The sequence below is a fragment of the Streptomyces sp. NBC_01750 genome (assembly GCF_035918095.1).
In the GTDB taxonomy this organism is placed as follows: Bacteria; Actinomycetota; Actinomycetes; order Streptomycetales; family Streptomycetaceae; genus Streptomyces.
The window spans coordinates 2,888,511-2,902,083 of the sequence record NZ_CP109137.1 but is presented as its reverse complement, the minus strand read 5'-3'; the positions used below and the strand labels follow the sequence as shown (position 1 = coordinate 2,902,083).

General features: G+C 69.2%; 14 protein-coding genes, 3 tRNA genes and 1 pseudogene. 7 read left to right on the top strand and 11 right to left on the bottom strand.

Translation table 11 applies throughout. The annotated features are described in order from the left end of the window. Window positions 1–39: 39 nt before the first annotated feature. Both OG966_RS13130 and OG966_RS13125 read right to left on the bottom strand, forming a co-directional pair. Complete coding sequence (locus OG966_RS13130) at window positions 40–1,485, bottom strand: FGGY family carbohydrate kinase (protein WP_326649766.1); 1,446 nt, start codon at window positions 1,483–1,485, stop codon at window positions 40–42. 36 nt (window positions 1,486–1,521) lie between these two features. Further along, window positions 1,522–1,821 carry a YtxH domain-containing protein gene (locus OG966_RS13125; protein ID WP_326649765.1) on the bottom strand — a complete coding sequence of 100 codons (300 nt, stop codon included), beginning with the start codon at window positions 1,819–1,821 and terminating at the stop codon, window positions 1,522–1,524. Between the two features lie 173 nt (window positions 1,822–1,994). On the opposite strand from OG966_RS13125, the gene OG966_RS13120 reads away from it, so the two are divergent. The 3 genes from OG966_RS13120 to OG966_RS13110 all read left to right on the top strand — a co-directional run bounded on the left by OG966_RS13120 (window position 1,995) and on the right by OG966_RS13110 (window position 2,409). Beyond that, window positions 1,995–2,067: transfer RNA gene (locus tag OG966_RS13120), tRNA-Asn, on the top strand. Between the two features lie 5 nt (window positions 2,068–2,072). Beyond that, window positions 2,073–2,145, top strand: a tRNA-Asn gene (locus OG966_RS13115). A gap of 190 nt (window positions 2,146–2,335) precedes the next feature. After that, window positions 2,336–2,409 (top strand) — tRNA-Ile (locus OG966_RS13110). A 693-nt stretch (window positions 2,410–3,102) separates the two neighbouring features. Here OG966_RS13110 and OG966_RS13105 read toward each other — a convergent pair. After that, complete coding sequence (locus OG966_RS13105; RefSeq protein ID WP_326655178.1) at window positions 3,103–4,011, bottom strand: GlxA family transcriptional regulator; 909 nt, start codon at window positions 4,009–4,011, stop codon at window positions 3,103–3,105. Between the two features lie 140 nt (window positions 4,012–4,151). Between OG966_RS13105 and OG966_RS13100 the strand changes: the two genes are divergently transcribed. Next, window positions 4,152–4,745 (top strand): MBL fold metallo-hydrolase, encoded by a 594-nt coding sequence (locus OG966_RS13100; RefSeq protein WP_326649764.1) that lies wholly within the window; start codon window positions 4,152–4,154, stop codon window positions 4,743–4,745. Between the two features lie 198 nt (window positions 4,746–4,943). On the opposite strand, the pseudogene OG966_RS40795 reads toward OG966_RS13100, so the two are convergent. Together OG966_RS40795 and OG966_RS13095 are read right to left on the bottom strand one after the other, a co-directional pair. Next, window positions 4,944–5,030: pseudogene (locus OG966_RS40795) on the bottom strand (Arm DNA-binding domain-containing protein); the annotation flags it as partial. A gap of 99 nt (window positions 5,031–5,129) precedes the next feature. Continuing rightward, on the bottom strand, window positions 5,130–6,314 hold the full coding sequence (locus tag OG966_RS13095; RefSeq protein ID WP_326649763.1) for an alpha/beta hydrolase family protein: 1,185 nt from the start codon (window positions 6,312–6,314) through the stop codon (window positions 5,130–5,132). A 150-nt stretch (window positions 6,315–6,464) separates the two neighbouring features. On the opposite strand from OG966_RS13095, the gene OG966_RS13090 reads away from it, so the two are divergent. Next, entirely contained in the window at window positions 6,465–7,076 is a 612-nt protein-coding gene (locus tag OG966_RS13090) for a TetR/AcrR family transcriptional regulator (RefSeq protein ID WP_326649762.1), read from the top strand. A 169-nt stretch (window positions 7,077–7,245) separates the two neighbouring features. Here the strand turns inward: OG966_RS13090 and OG966_RS13085 are convergent, their stop codons facing one another. Further along, on the bottom strand, window positions 7,246–7,638 hold the full coding sequence (locus OG966_RS13085; protein WP_326649761.1) for a nuclear transport factor 2 family protein: 393 nt from the start codon (window positions 7,636–7,638) through the stop codon (window positions 7,246–7,248). Window positions 7,639–7,737: 99 nt separating this feature from the next. On the opposite strand from OG966_RS13085, the gene OG966_RS13080 reads away from it, so the two are divergent. Further along, window positions 7,738–8,181, top strand: coding sequence for a MarR family winged helix-turn-helix transcriptional regulator (locus OG966_RS13080; RefSeq protein ID WP_326649760.1), 444 nt, complete (start codon window positions 7,738–7,740; stop codon window positions 8,179–8,181). 308 nt (window positions 8,182–8,489) lie between these two features. Here the strand turns inward: OG966_RS13080 and OG966_RS13075 are convergent, their stop codons facing one another. Both OG966_RS13075 and OG966_RS13070 read right to left on the bottom strand, forming a co-directional pair. Next, window positions 8,490–9,728: a heparan-alpha-glucosaminide N-acetyltransferase domain-containing protein gene (locus tag OG966_RS13075; protein ID WP_326649759.1), complete on the bottom strand. Its 1,239-nt coding sequence runs from the start codon at window positions 9,726–9,728 to the stop codon at window positions 8,490–8,492. Between the two features lie 45 nt (window positions 9,729–9,773). Then, a complete protein-coding gene (locus OG966_RS13070; protein WP_326649758.1) occupies window positions 9,774–10,442 on the bottom strand; it encodes a DoxX family protein in 669 nt (222 codons plus the stop codon). A 50-nt stretch (window positions 10,443–10,492) separates the two neighbouring features. Between OG966_RS13070 and OG966_RS13065 the strand changes: the two genes are divergently transcribed. Then, window positions 10,493–11,155: a TetR/AcrR family transcriptional regulator gene (locus OG966_RS13065; protein ID WP_326649756.1), complete on the top strand. Its 663-nt coding sequence runs from the start codon at window positions 10,493–10,495 to the stop codon at window positions 11,153–11,155. A 66-nt stretch (window positions 11,156–11,221) separates the two neighbouring features. Here the strand turns inward: OG966_RS13065 and OG966_RS13060 are convergent, their stop codons facing one another. From OG966_RS13060 to OG966_RS13050, 3 genes are all read right to left on the bottom strand, one after another. Beyond that, window positions 11,222–12,025 (bottom strand): SDR family NAD(P)-dependent oxidoreductase, encoded by an 804-nt coding sequence (locus tag OG966_RS13060; protein WP_326649755.1) that lies wholly within the window; start codon window positions 12,023–12,025, stop codon window positions 11,222–11,224. Beyond that, window positions 12,018–12,659 carry a carboxymuconolactone decarboxylase family protein gene (locus tag OG966_RS13055; protein ID WP_326649754.1) on the bottom strand — a complete coding sequence of 214 codons (642 nt, stop codon included), beginning with the start codon at window positions 12,657–12,659 and terminating at the stop codon, window positions 12,018–12,020. The genes OG966_RS13060 and OG966_RS13055 overlap by 8 nt, the downstream gene beginning before the upstream one ends. Before the next feature lie 181 nt (window positions 12,660–12,840). After that, window positions 12,841–13,257 (bottom strand): VOC family protein, encoded by a 417-nt coding sequence (locus OG966_RS13050; RefSeq protein WP_326649753.1) that lies wholly within the window; start codon window positions 13,255–13,257, stop codon window positions 12,841–12,843. Window positions 13,258–13,573 lie beyond the last annotated feature (316 nt).

Sequence of the window (13,573 nt, the reverse complement as noted above, 5' to 3'; positions counted from 1 at the left end):
TCCACCCCTGGAACCTCAAGCGATTAACCCAAGGCGGGGTCAAGAAGTCGGGTTGAACGCCCCCGGATGAATCTGGTCCCGCGTCGCACCGTACTGCTGGCGAACCGCCTGACCCACCGCCAGATTCTCACCGGGCTCGAAGACCTGCGCGGCCGCGCCCTGCCAGGCCGGCGGAGCGCCCGGAGACAGCGTCCCCTGCGAGACGCCGAGCGACCAGGCGGCCTGCCGGGCCGCACCCAGTGCCGCATAGTCGGCGGGCTGCGGTACGACGACCTGCGCCCCGAAGATCGCGGGCGCCGCGGCCTGTACGGCGGGCAGCCCGGCGGCCGCACCCAGCAGAAAGACCCTGCGCACGTCGACCCCGCGCCCGCGCAGCACATCCATCGCGTCGGCGAGCGAGCAGAGCATGCCCTCGAACGCGGCCCGCGCCAGATGCTCGGGCTTCATCGACTCGCGCCGCAGACCGCTCAGCGTCCCCGCGGTGTGCGGCAGTTGCGGAGTCCGCTCGCCCTCCAGATACGGCAGCAGCACAAGCCCGGACGATCCCGGCGTCGACTTCATCGCCTGCGCGGAGAGCTCGTCGAGGTTCTCCAGACCCAGCAGCTCGGCTGTTCCGCGCAGCGCCCGTACGGCGTTGAGTGTGTGCACGACCGGCAGATGCATCCCGGTCGCGTCGGCGAACGACGTGATCATCCCGCTCGGATCGGCCAGCGCCTCATGGTGCACGGCCATCACGGAACCCGAAGCCCCGAGCGACACCACCGCGTCGCCGACCCCGACGCCGAGCCCGAACGCCGCAGCCATCGTCTCGCCGGTCCCGGCCGAGATCAGCAGCCCCTCGGGCGTCATCCCCGCGGCCTCGGCCGGACCGAGCACCTCGGGCAGCGCGCACTGGTGCCCGAGCGCGAGCTCCACCAGATCGGGCCGGTAGGACCCGCTGCCCGCGGACCAGTACCCGGTGCCGGAGGCGCCGCCGCGGTCCGTGGTCCTGCGGACGGGCCGGCCGAGCAACTGCCACACCAGCCAGTCGTGCGGCTGCATCACCAGCGCGACCCGCTGCGCGAGCTCCGGCTCGGAGCGCGCCATCCAGCGCAGCTTCGACACCGGCTGCGCGGCCTGCGGCACCGAGCCGACGGCTTCGGCCCATGCCTGCCGCCCGCCCAGCGCGTCGATCAGATCCGCCGCCGCGACCTGCGCCCGTTTGTCATTGCCGAGCAGTGCGGGCCGTACGAGATTGCCCTGCCGGTCCAGCGCCAGCAGTCCGTGCTGCTGCGCGGACACCCCGATGGCCTGTACGCCTTCCAACAGCCCGCCGGTCGCGGCCTCACCGAGCGACAGGAGCCAGGCCTGCGGATCTATCTCGGTGGCCTTCGCCTCGACGGGGTGCGGTGCGTACCCCTGGCGCAGCACGGCGCCCGTGTCCGCGTCACAGACGACGATGCGCGTGAATGCAGACGAACTGTCCAGCCCGGCGACTATCCCCATGTCAGACGATTCTGCCGCACCCGCAGGGGTACCGCGTCACGTGTTGCTTGTTCCCCACTCGTCCTCACCGGCCGCGGTCCGCTCCCGCAGCGACCGCACCCGCTCCGCAACCGAGTCGGGCACCCGCTCCCCGACCTTTTCGCTCACCGCGTGGAATGCCTTGCCCGCCACCTCGCGGCTGCCCTGCGCCGCGGTCTCGGCGGCGTTGCGCACCGCGGGGTTCTGAGCGATCTGGCGCGCGGACTTCTTGAGCTGCTCATAGCGCTCGCGGCCGGCCCGGGTGCCGAGAACGTAGCCGAGGGCCAGTCCGATGACGAACGTCAGCTTGTACCGCATGGCTGCCACCCTTCCCTTGCGTCGGTGCTGCCCGTCTACCCGGCGAGGCCCGAGATCACCCCGGGCATACCGATTGGCGGAGCACCCCCCTGCTTGCGCTAATGTATGTGTCGCAGCGAGCACACGCCCCCCGGGACGCCCCGAGGTGGGTACGTTCGGTGCACATGCAGCAATCCCCTGTAGCTCAATTGGCAGAGCAGCCGGCTGTTAACCGGCAGGTTACTGGTTCGAGTCCAGTCGGGGGAGCGCGATCCCCTGTAGCTCAATTGGCAGAGCATTCGGCTGTTAACCGGAGGGTTGCTGGTTCGAGTCCAGCCGGGGGAGCGGAAACCGGAAGAGGACCCTTCGGGGTCCTTTTTCGTGTGCCCTCGACGACTTCCTGATGTCTTCTGGAACCGGGCAGCGGGCAGCACAGTCCTCATGATTGTGCGTTGCCGACCATCCGAGGCAGGAGATCGTATGAGCGGCTATGCTGCGGCAGACGGCGCGCACATATGTGCGCGACGCGCCGTTAGGGGCGGTAGCTCAGCCGGTTAGAGCAGCGGACTCATAATCCGTCGGCCGTGGGTTCGAGTCCCACCCGCCCCACTGCGCGCTACGCGTGGAGAAACGATCTGACCAGTGTCTTCGCTGGTCGGACGGATCTTGCTGGTGATCGTGACGGCCCGTTTCTGCCGTTGTCCACTCAGTGTGTGGACAGTGTGTGGACAGAGGCGGCAACGACACGCCCCAGCCGCGTGTCCCTACGCGGCTTCCTTGGTTCGCCGTCGTGCCGTAGCAGGGCGCCCACTGCCCAGAGGTCGCCGTAGCTCGCCACATGGGCGAGCCCAGCTTCTCCTGCACGACCTCGATGTCGTTCCCTGCGAGCAATGAAAGGCTCGCTGAGATGTGCCGGGCATCGTGGAGGCGGAGCGGGGGCAGCCCGGACAGCTCAGCCAGGCGCTTGCATCGCCGGCTGACCCAGTCCGGGTGAATCGGCTCACCGTTTCGTCTGTGCGGAGATCCGCAGCCACAGGTCCGCGAGGCTGACCTCGGTCCAGGGCAGCGCGCACGTTGATGCGGTGCATCGTCGCGGCGCTGGTCGGGAGACACGCGCGGTGTGACGTCGACCGATAGGTGTCCTGCGGAGCGACCTTGACCGATTGCCACCGAAGTCCGACGACCGGGCAGTTCGTCCCGGCCAAGAGCGACTGGACGGGGATCCGCAGCTCACCTCGCAGCCAGGTGACTGTGGGTGCGGGAGAGCGGCCTGCGCAGAACGGCGTCGGCTCGCCCGGCTCGCTACGGCGCGTTGGTGAACGAGCGGCGGTAGGAACGGGGCGGCACACCCCGGCGGCGCACGAACTGTTCGCGCAGGACGGCCGCGCTTCCGTATCCGACCCGGTGGGCGATCTCCTCGATCGGCAGGTCCGTGGTTTCCAGGAGTTCCTCGGCGCTGCTCAGTCGCAGGCTCCGGAGCCAGGCGTGCGGTGTGGTGCCGGTCGCGGCGGCGAAGCGGCGGGCGAAGGACCGTTTGCTCATCACTGCGCGTCGGGCCAGTTCCGCGACGGGAAGCGGTTCGTGGAGGTGCTCGCGGGCCCAGGCGAGCACCTCGGCGAGACGCTCGTCCTGGCAGTCCTCAGGGACGGGGGAGGTCAGATACTGGGCCTGACCGCCGTCCCTGTGGGAGGGCAGCACCATGTCGCGGGCGACGGCGTTGGCCATCGCGGCCCCGTACTCCCGCCTCAGCAGATGCAGGCACAGATCGAAGCCGGCGGCGGCTCCCGCACCCGTGGTGATCCGCCCTTCGTCGATGTACAGGGCGTCGGGGTCCACAACGACGTCCGGGTGGCGGTGGGCCAGCAGTTCGGCGAACCGCCAGTGCGTGGTGGCCCGTCGGCCGTCGAGCAGACCGGCGGCGGCGAGCGCGAACGTGCCGACACAGTGGGCCGCGACCAGTGAGCCGCTCTCGTGTGCGGCCGAAAACGCGTCAAGCACAGCGGGACCGGGTGGCGTACGGAAGCCGGCCCATGGCAAGGCGATCACCAGATCCGCGGCAGTCAGCCGGTCCAGGCCATGCGCGACCATGAGCGGCACGCCGAGGTCGGTAGGGACCGGCCCGGGCCGGTCGGTGCACAGCACGAAGTCGAAGCCGGGCAGCCCCTCCCCGTGAGGGCCGAACACCTCGGCGACGATGCCCACGGCGAGCATGCCGACACCAGGGGGAACGTACGCGGCAACAGTCACGAAAGGCGGCACGGGAGCAGTGTGGCACGAGTGGCACGAATCCTGCGATGAGGGGCAGCAGTGCCACTCGTCAGCGGCCCGGCCTGCCCGGAACGATGGGGGACATGACAGACGCACCGCTCGGCCGCAGCGCCGTGTACACGATCCTCACCACCGGCTACGTCGGCTCCACCGGTCCCGGCGTCGCCGCCACCGTCTCCTACGTCACCGACGGCGACCGGCATGTGATCTTCGACCCCGGCATGGTGGCGAGCCGCGACCACATCCTCGGCCCGCTCGCGGAGTTGGGGCTCGGCCCCGACGACATCACCGACGTGGTGCTCAGCCACCACCACCCGGACAACACCATGAACGTGGGCCTGTTCAGACGGGCCAGGGTCCACGACCACAAGGTGGAGTACCTGGGCGACCAGTGGAGGAACCGGGACGCGGAGGGCTACGAACTAACCCCGTCGCTGCGGCTGATCCGCACGCCGGGACACAGCCTCGAGGACATCACCCTGCTGGCCGGCACGGACACGGGCGTGGTGGCGTTCGCCGGCGACCTGTGGTGGCACTCGGACGGCCCCGCGGACGACCCCGTAGCCCCGGACCGCGAGGTACTGCGCGCCTCCCGGCTCCGCGTGCTGGCCGCCGCGGACCTGATCGTGCCCGGCCACGGCGGCCCCTTCAAGGCCGACATCACCGCGCCACGCTAACTGTCCTGTCCACGGTTCTCTGCGATTGATGTGTCCGAGGTGGGCGACCAGGTAGTTGGTGATGTGCTCTTCGTAGCCGTGTCTGGTGGTGCGGGCGAGACACTTCTTGCCCTTGGTCCAGCGCACCAGGTATTCGCCGAAGGTCTCGTTCGACGGGACGTCGGTGCCGCGGTCGGTGTCACGGTAGAGCTGTGCAGCCTCGGTCTTGGCGTCGTCCTTGGTGGTGAAGCCACCGCGCCGGACGCGGCGTCGCTTGCCGTTCTCGCCCTCAAGCTCGTTCCAGATGGGGAACCGGCTGGTGGCGGAGACTTCGAGAGTGGTGAGGAAGACCGCGAAGGGCGCCGGGACGCCCGTCCGAAGTCCCGCCGATCCGGCCCGGGGAGATCAGGACCGGTCGGATCGTGAACCGTCCGCGAGAGCTGCACTGTCGTCGAGCCAGTCGTAGACGCGGGCCAAGGTTGTGCGCATGGCGCCGGGGTGGCAGCGCGCGCCGGCGCCTTCCTCGGCGGTGAACTTCAGCAAGGTCTTGGGGCAGGTCAGGTGGTCATGGAGCTGCTGAGGCTGCCCCTTGAAGAACTCGTCCTCGGAGGCGTCGCACACGAGCGTGGGGCATTGGATCTGCTCTGCGATGCCGTGGCGGAGGGTGTAGTCGAGGTAAGCGGCGCTGAAGGCTCGAGGGGTGTCTACGCCCATCACGTACATGCCGTGATTCATCGCCCAGCGCGCGGTCGCGTTGGTGGCCATGATGTGCTCGAGCCTGGCATCGAGTTGAGGGTCGGAGTCCGCGCGCAGGCGCCGTTCAACTTCGTCACGGTCGCCAGGGATGTGCCGAACGGATACCTCGCCGAGGTCGTAGACGCCGTCGAGGGTCACCAGCGCGGCCAGCCGGTGTTCGAATGCCGCCGCCCTCGGGGCAAGCAGACCGCCCATGCTGGAACCGAGCAGCGCGATACGGCTGTTGTCGACCTCCGGCAGGCCCTCGGCGAAGTCCACCACCGGACCGATGACGTTCTCCCAGTCCGGACGGAAGACCAAGCCCTCGCGGTGCAGCGGTCCCGGTTGTTCAGGTCCGTCGAAGGCCAGCACGGTGTACCCGCGCTCGACGCCCGCCAACGCGCCGCTGAAGGGCGTTTCCCCGGCGGTGCCGTCGAAGCCGCTGTGCATGATCAGGGTCGGCCGCGGTCTCCCGCTGGTGTCAACCCGGTAGAGGTAGCCGGGCAGGGTGGTGCCCTCGTAGGGGATGCGGACCGGTTCGATGCGGGGAGTGAACAGCGCCGCTGCCGCTTCGAAGCAGGCCACGCTGCGGTCGTAGGCGTGGTCGTGGCGTGGGTCGCACGGGTTGCCGTGCAGGAAGAACTCGGACGACCGGTAGTAGTTGGATGCCCGCAGGAACCCGTCCCGGGCGCTGACCGGGTGACCTGTGTCCAGGGCCCGCTGGGCCTCGCCGGCCACGCGGTCGGCGGTGGCGAGCCACCCGTCGTGCCAGCTGTTGTAGTTGCCCTCCGTGATTCGCTCGCTGGTCGAGACCACCTCACCGAAGTCGGCTCCGCCGTAGGCGATGTGGCTCATTGACCGCAGCGTCTCGAACCAGAACTGGGGGGGCACCGGGGAACAGTAGGTTCTGCACAGCCACTCCTTAAAGCACAGATATGTGCGTCTGGTGTGACCGTAGACGCCGCAGGGCAACAAAGCAAATGAATGTGCTTTAAGGTGGGGGGTATGAGCCCGACTCAACCGACCTCACGTCCCGGCGGGCGCTCCGAACGAGTTCGCTCGGCCGTCCATCAGGCAGTCATCGACCTGCTGTCCGATCCGCACGTCGTGGAGCCGACCATCCCGGTGATCGCTCAGCGCGCCGGCGTGAACCACACCAGCATCTACCGGCGCTGGGGCAGCCGTGAGGCACTCTTGGCCGACGTGGCGATCACCCGACTCGAAGAGGAATGGCCGCTGCCGGACACCGGCACCCTGCGCGGAGACCTCACGGAGTGGGTGGCAGCAGGCGTCGCCAGCGTCTTCAAGCCCGAAGGCCGGCTGATCGTGCGGGCCCTGGCGCTGTCGCTGCCGGGCAGCTCGGAGGCTCAAGCGGAACGCGCACAGCACTTCGAACGCCGGGCCGGCGCTATCCAGCGCATCCGCGAGCGTGCTACCGCCCGCGGCGAAAACCCTCCGCCTCTAGACCAGATCCTCGACCAGCTCATCGGGCCGCTCTATGTTCGGGCCATCTTCGGAAGCGCGCCGCCTCCTCCCGGCTATCCCGAACTACTCGTGGAAAGACTGTTTGCCGGCATGAGCACCTCGGCATGCCTGGATACACACGGCGCGCACTGAGAACCGACGCGGCACCTGCCACGGGAAGTGCCATCTCTCGCGAGCCGCCGGCGGGGGCAGGTCCTGGCCCGCGCGGGATTTCGTACATGCGTGGGGGACGGATGTTCCTTGCCTTACGGCGTCGCCGTGAACTCCCGTCCCCCGCAGGCCAATTGTCGCGCGCCGGATCCTAGCGGGCGCTGCCGATGTTGCGATCGGTGTCGGAGCCCTGGACCATCAGGGTGCTCTCCTCGATGCGGCTGAATCGGCCGTCGGGTGCGAGGTCGGCGAATACGTAGACCTCCATGCGTACGGTCGAGCCGTCGGTCTTCGTGATGTGGGCGGTGTGGCGGTCGGCGTACTTGCTGCCGTCGCGCAGCTCTTCGTGCACCTGGATCTGCCCGTCGGCGACGATGGTGCGCAAGTGGGTGATGTGCTCAAGGAACCCGGCGCGGTCATCCCACTTCCCGTCCGTGCGCTGACGGTACTCCGGGGCGAAGTGGCGGTCGGCGGCCTCCTGCACGGTGATGTCGCGGTTGAAGAGCGGGTCGGTAATGGCGGCCTCTATACCGGTGCGAGTCATGGGACTTCCTTTCGGGGGATGGGAGCAGTGCGTGCGCGACGCACGCATCTCCTTTGCTGTAGCAGTCAAAGCGTGCGCTGCGCACGCTATTCTTGTGGTGTGGAGAACGAAGTAGGACATGAGATCGCAGACGCGCTGGGCATCCTGCTCAGGCGCACTACTCGCGCGCAGCTGCACAGGCAGCTCACCGAGGGCATGGGCGAGGCGGTGGACGAACTGACCTACCCGGTACTCAGCGCACTGGCCCGGACCGGACCCCGCAGCGCGGCCGACCTGGCTCCCGAGGTCGGACTCGATCGCTCCGGTGTCACCCGCCGTGCCACTCGACTGGAGGCCGCCGGCCTCATCCGCCGTGAGGCGGACCCCAACGACCGGCGCGCACACCTGCTCGTTCTCACCGAGCAGGGCCAGGTCACCGTGGCGGAGCTGCGTGCACATCTGGCTGCTCACATCATGGCGAGCCTGTCCTCATGGCCGCCGGGTGAGGCCGAGAGGTTCGCCCACCACCTGCGCCGCTTCACGGTCGAAGGCCCGTTTGCGTAGCAGAGGCAGGGTTCAGCCCAGGGCTTCCGGGCTTTCCGTCCGGCCTCTGCAGTTCTCGGTCACCGTCGGCGCCTTCACCGCAGGCCCCTGACGCGAAGACATGCTCGTCCGATGGCGAGACGGGATCCTCAGCATGCGTCCCGGCGTCGACAAGGGCGCCCCCACAAAGAGACAAGCCCGTGCAGTGAAAGCGTCTTCGCATCGGGACGGAGATGTGCGCCCAGCGCGGTGCCGCAGCCGCGCGCTTTGCTGGTGAGGAGGGCAGGGCGGCGGTGAGGTTGACGAAGGTCAGGGCGGGCCGTGGCACGTCATCCGCGCAGGGTCAATGACTCCTGGGTCGTTCTGCTCTCGGGAGTGGGTGCCTTACGGACCGGCGTGATCGTCTGGAGGGCCCATTCCAGCGGCCCGCGCCCGAGCGAAGTGCCGCGGAAGGCATACGCCCAGATGGCACACCCCACCAGCGAGACCCCGCAGAAGGCGCCCAGGGTCGGCCAACCGTGCTGCGGTTGCAGCTCGGCCCGCGCGAGGACGTGAAGGGTGTACACCGACAGGCCCATCGTCCCGACGACGGCCAGCGGGCGCAGGAGCAGTTCGAGCACGTGATGGCGGCAGGCGGCCACTGCGAGGCCGATGAGTAGCCAGCCGGCGCCGATGTTGGCGATGGTCTCGAAGGGCGTCTGGCTGTAGGGATCGTCGACCAGCAGCCAGGCCCAGGAGGTGCTGGGTATCGCCCCGGCCTGTCGGGCAAGCACGGCCTCCACCGGATCGGGGAAGTTCATGGCGAAGGCGTGGCTGTGGGCTATGGCATCCAGCAACGCCGCGCGTCCGCCGGCCGGCCCAAGAGCCAGCGCGGACAGCCCATGCCCGGCCAGGACGGCCAGTGCTCCCCAGCCGATGAGCCGACGGGCTGTTCCGGGCCGGGTCAGGTTCGCCACCCGGCCCAGCGCCATGCCGACGATGACATAAGGAAAGTAGGTGAGCCAGGGGTAGGCGCCGGACACCAGCAGCGTGTCGAGCGCCTCAATGAATCCGGGCCAGCTGGTGACCGCATCGAATCCGGGGTAGCCGCCGCGTCCGGCGGCGCGGTGTCCCAAGTACGGTCCCAGTGAGTACGACAGGACCGGACCCAGCACCACGGAGATTGCCGCGACCGCGATCAGTGCGCGGGTGCGCAGGCGGGCCAGCGGTTCCGCTGTCAGGAAGTACACGGCGAAGAACGTCAGGATCACCGCAATCCCGGACCTCAGCTCCGCTAACGCCATGCCGAGCACCGCGAGTACGGCGCAGCGTACGAGCGTGGCGCGCAGTGTGCCGGTCAGCGGTGGACGGGGCTGGGTGCCGCCCCGGGAGAGGGTCAGCGAAAGTCCCGCAATCAGGGTGAAGACGGCGGGCGCGCGCCCGTCGAAGGCGACCAGCAGATAACCCGCGCCCTCGGGCTTCGCCGGGGGGCCGATGTGCGCGGCGAACATGGCGAATACGGCAATGGCGCGGGCCGAGTCCACGCTGAGCAGCCGCCTGTTGGCCGAGGTTGCTGTACGTTCCTGCATTCTTGCTGCCCGCTCCCGCGTTTGCTCGTATCAACGGGCGGCCGTTCAGGGACGGTCTGCGACCGATGCCGACTGATGTCCGTGCGCCCATGCGGTCGTTAAGAGGACGAGCCGGCTGCGCAGGTTGCCTGGTACTCCAGCCGGAGTTCTTGGTGCCGGTGGCGATGCGCGGTCGGGCCCATTCGCGGAGGGGGCGCCGTACCGAGCGGGCCGAGCCGCAGGTAGGCCGCTCGGTACGGGGCCCGTGCGGGCCAGTTCCGGTTCGCGATCGCCGAAAGCCGATGCAAGCCGCTTACCTACGCGGTGTGCACGCCAGGGCGCAGCTGGGCATTCCCCCGCCACAGCCCCTCCAGCGCGTGGGGGCCACGCAGCGATGCCGCACACAAGGGACGTCGAAGCGAGCAGCAGAACGCCCGAGGCAGAGGCCACCACAGCGATCGGATCCCTGGCCCGCAGGTGCGTCAGCACGGCGCCGGACATCAACGCGCACAGTCCCGCGCCGGCCGCGATGCCCAGCGGCCGGACCGCCAGTCCGACAAGCAGCCCCAAGCCCCCCGCGGCCTCCAGCACACCGATCGCCCGCCACAGCGAGGGCGACATGCCGAAGTGGTCGCGGTACTGCAGGGACCGGCTCAGCCCGTAGATCTTGATCCCCCCGGTGAGGACAAATACCGGGCCGACGGCTACAGCCAGGATGATGCGCAAGACGTCCACAGGTCACCTTTCGAGCAGTGGGCAGTAGCGGATGGGATACTGCTGGGGCGATGACCGATCCCACGACAACGACCGGCCCCCTTCCGACGATGCGCGACGACCAGCGCGAGGCATCCCGGCGCAGACTGATCGACGCGGCACTGGGGATCCTCGCCGAGGAGGGCTACCGCGGCCTCACGGTGAAGAAGGTCGGTGATCGCGCCGGGGTCAGCCGGGGCATGGTCAGCTACCACTTCGAGTCCAAGGCGGGGCTCGTCGAGGCCGTCATCAACGACATCCGCGAGGTCTTTGTCGACCGTCTCCGGGCACTCCCCGGGTACCACCGGATGACCGGGCTCGAGGCCGTACTGGCCAAGCTCGAGCAGTACTTCTCACGTCTGGCCGAGCCGGGCCCCAGTGTCCGGGCACGTGCGCTGCTGGTGCTGCTCGTCGAGGCGGTCGGCAGCCCGGGGGACACCGCCAAGGGGCTCTTGGGCGGCCAACTCGACTTGGTCCGCACCGGCGTGGAGGACGACATCCGACGGGGGGTCGCCGACGGCACCATCCGCTCCGATCTGGACCCCCGCGCGCAGGCATTCCTTCTGGAGAGCCTGGCGCGCGGCGTGCTGCTCCAGTACCAGCTGGACTCCTCTCGTGCCCGCCTGGAGGAAATCGGCCGCGCGGCCCACGACATGGTGCTGCTGGCACTCACTCCGGACCGGAGGACCGGCTGACCTCGGCGGCCGGGGTCGTCTGCGGGAGTCTGACCGAACACCGGCCGGCCGGCCGCCGAACCGAGGTCAGACCGCACTCAGGCCGCCGTCCACCACCAGCTGCTGGCCCGTGATGTACGAGGCGCGATCGGAGAGCAGGAACGTGACCGCGTCCGCCACCTCCCATGCGGTGCCCTGCCGGCCGAGCGGGATCCGGGCGAAGGACGCGGTCCTGGAAGTACGGGCGGCTGATGCCTGACGGCCCATCGGGGTGTCGATCAGGCCAGGTACGACCACGTTGGCGCGGATGCATCGCGGCGCGCCTTCCTTGGCGACGTGCCGGGTGAGACCCATCAGACCCGCCTTGGAACTGTCGTACGCGGGCGAGCCGGTGGCGGCGCGCAGTCCGCCAACGGATCCGATGAAGACGATCGCGCCGCCGTTCATCGTCGGCAGGCCGTACTTCGCGGCCAGGAAGGGCGCGCGCAGATTGAGTGAGAGGACGCGGTCCCAGTCCTCGGGCGAGGAGCCGGCCAGGCCAACGCCGAGCCCGACGCCTACGTTGACCACGAGGGCGTCCAGGCCGCCGAGTTCGCGGGCGGCCTCGGCGACCAACGCGGCGGTCTGCTCGGGGTCGGTGGCATCAGCCACCAGGGCGACGCTCGGGGAGCCCTCGGCGGTGACGAGCCGGGCGGTCGCTGCGGCCGCATCGGGTGCGATGTCGGCGCACGCCACACTCGCTCCCTCACGGGCGGCAAGGACGGATATCGCGCGCCCGTTGCCGACGGGTGCCTGCGGATCCCCGTCCGGACGGGTGCCCGCGCCGATCACCAGGAGCTTGCGGCCGGCCAGACGGCGCGCCTCCTTCTCCGGTCTCCGCTGCTCATCCATCGGCGCGCGCCCCCTTCCCGGTGCCGGTCCGGTCGAAGCCCGGCTCCAGCTGCACGCCGACGGAGTTCAGGAAGAACGCCAGCATGTGGTACTGGCCGATGAGCATGGTGATCTCTATCAGCTCTGCCTCCTCGTAGTAGGACGCGAGAGCTTCCCAGGGCACGGTCGAAATCCGTGCGTCGCGGTGCAGTTGGTCGGCGGCCCGGAGCAGATGGCACTCGAGGTCCGTCCACCCGACGGCGTCCGGGCCCCGGGTGATGCGCCGGACGTCCGCGGCCGAGACCCCGGCGGCCTCGGCCAGCGGCAGATGGCGTCCCCACTCGTAGGCGGCCCCGGTGTTGTGCGCGGTGCGCAGGATCAGTAGCTCCCTGATCCTTCCCGGCAACAGCCCTTCGCGGAGCAACTGCCCGCCGAACGGCATGAACCGCGCATAGAGGTCCGGGTGGCGGGCCAGGGTGGTGAAGATGTTGGGCACCCGGCCTCCCGGGTCCCGTGGAGCGTTGGCCAGAAGCCGGCGCACCCGCGCGTCCCAGCGGTCCTCCGGCAGCGGCGCGATGCGGGGGAGGCGGCGGCTGCCACCTGGGAGGTGGTCAGGGGGTGGTGCGTCAGGTACCTCAGTCGCGGCGTCGTCCATACACGCACAGTAGAAACTGGCTGAACGTTTAGCAAGTGAAAAGCCCGAACGTGGTGGCGGCGCTGCGCGGGTAGTGCAGCCCCGGACGGGTGTCGCGACCTGGCTGAAGGCGCTGTCAGCCCCGCGAGCCCTACTGGAGCCGCGTCGGCGGCCCTGGCCGCCGACGCGCCCGACGTACGGATCAGCTCTGTTGCTCACTGATGTTGACCATCCACGTGACACCGAACTTGTCCGTGCACATACCGAATACGTCGCCCCACATCTGCTTCTCCAGGGGAACGGACACGTTGCCTCCGGCGGACAGCTTGGCCCAGTAGCCGCGCAGCTGGTCGGCGTCGTCCCCGCTCAGGCTCACGGCGAAGTTGTTGCCCGGCTTGTACTCCATGCCGGGCGGGTTGTCGGCGCCCATGAGCGCGAAGCCGCTGTCCGTCTCCAGCAGGCTGTGCATGACTTTGTCGGCGTATCCGGGGGGCGCCTCGGAGCCGAAGGCGCCGTAGGTGTTGACGGACAGGTTGCCGCCGAGGACCTCCTTGTAGAACTCCATGGCTTGCTTGGCTTCACCGGAGAAGCTGATGTACGGGTTGAGACGAGAGGCCACAACTACCCCTTTCGTGACTGGCTGTCAGTGCGGGCAGCCTAAGGGCGTCATGGGCGAAGTCGGACGACCAGAGGGTTGTGGTCGCTCGTCTGGTCGGCGAACTCGGCATTCGTGCGCACGATGTCCTGGCCGAACCTCGGGCCACTGGGTCATGCGTTCGGGCGGCCCTGGGAGTCGCCCTGAGAGGCGAACCCGCCGGCGAGCGGCTTGCGCGGCGGCTTCGACAGCCGCCGGACGGAGATATGACGGGTTCTGTGGGGCGCTCGGCTTACCTGCGAAGACGCCGCGCGGCCCGGCCCGCGAAGTGGGTCGGCTC

Bases quoted from the DNA above. Each gene is read 5' to 3' on its own strand.
- OG966_RS13085 (WP_326649761.1), bottom strand. From the start codon at position 7,638: ATGACTCGCACCGGTATAGAGGCCGCCATTACCGACCCGCTCTTCAAC.
- OG966_RS13060 (WP_326649755.1), bottom strand. From the start codon at position 12,025: ATGGATGAGCAGCGGAGACCGGAGAAGGAGGCGCGCCGTCTGGCCGGC.
- OG966_RS13065 (WP_326649756.1), top strand. From the start codon at position 10,493: ATGACCGATCCCACGACAACGACCGGCCCCCTTCCGACGATGCGCGAC.
- OG966_RS13125 (WP_326649765.1), bottom strand. From the start codon at position 1,821: ATGCGGTACAAGCTGACGTTCGTCATCGGACTGGCCCTCGGCTACGTT.
- OG966_RS13105 (WP_326655178.1), bottom strand. From the start codon at position 4,011: ATGCTCGCCGTGGGCATCGTCGCCGAGGTGTTCGGCCCTCACGGGGAG.
- OG966_RS13090 (WP_326649762.1), top strand. From the start codon at position 6,465: ATGAGCCCGACTCAACCGACCTCACGTCCCGGCGGGCGCTCCGAACGA.
- OG966_RS13095 (WP_326649763.1), bottom strand. From the start codon at position 6,314: ATGAGCCACATCGCCTACGGCGGAGCCGACTTCGGTGAGGTGGTCTCG.
- OG966_RS13075 (WP_326649759.1), bottom strand. From the start codon at position 9,728: ATGCAGGAACGTACAGCAACCTCGGCCAACAGGCGGCTGCTCAGCGTG.
- OG966_RS13055 (WP_326649754.1), bottom strand. From the start codon at position 12,659: ATGGACGACGCCGCGACTGAGGTACCTGACGCACCACCCCCTGACCAC.
- OG966_RS13100 (WP_326649764.1), top strand. From the start codon at position 4,152: ATGACAGACGCACCGCTCGGCCGCAGCGCCGTGTACACGATCCTCACC.
- OG966_RS13130 (WP_326649766.1), bottom strand. From the start codon at position 1,485: ATGGGGATAGTCGCCGGGCTGGACAGTTCGTCTGCATTCACGCGCATC.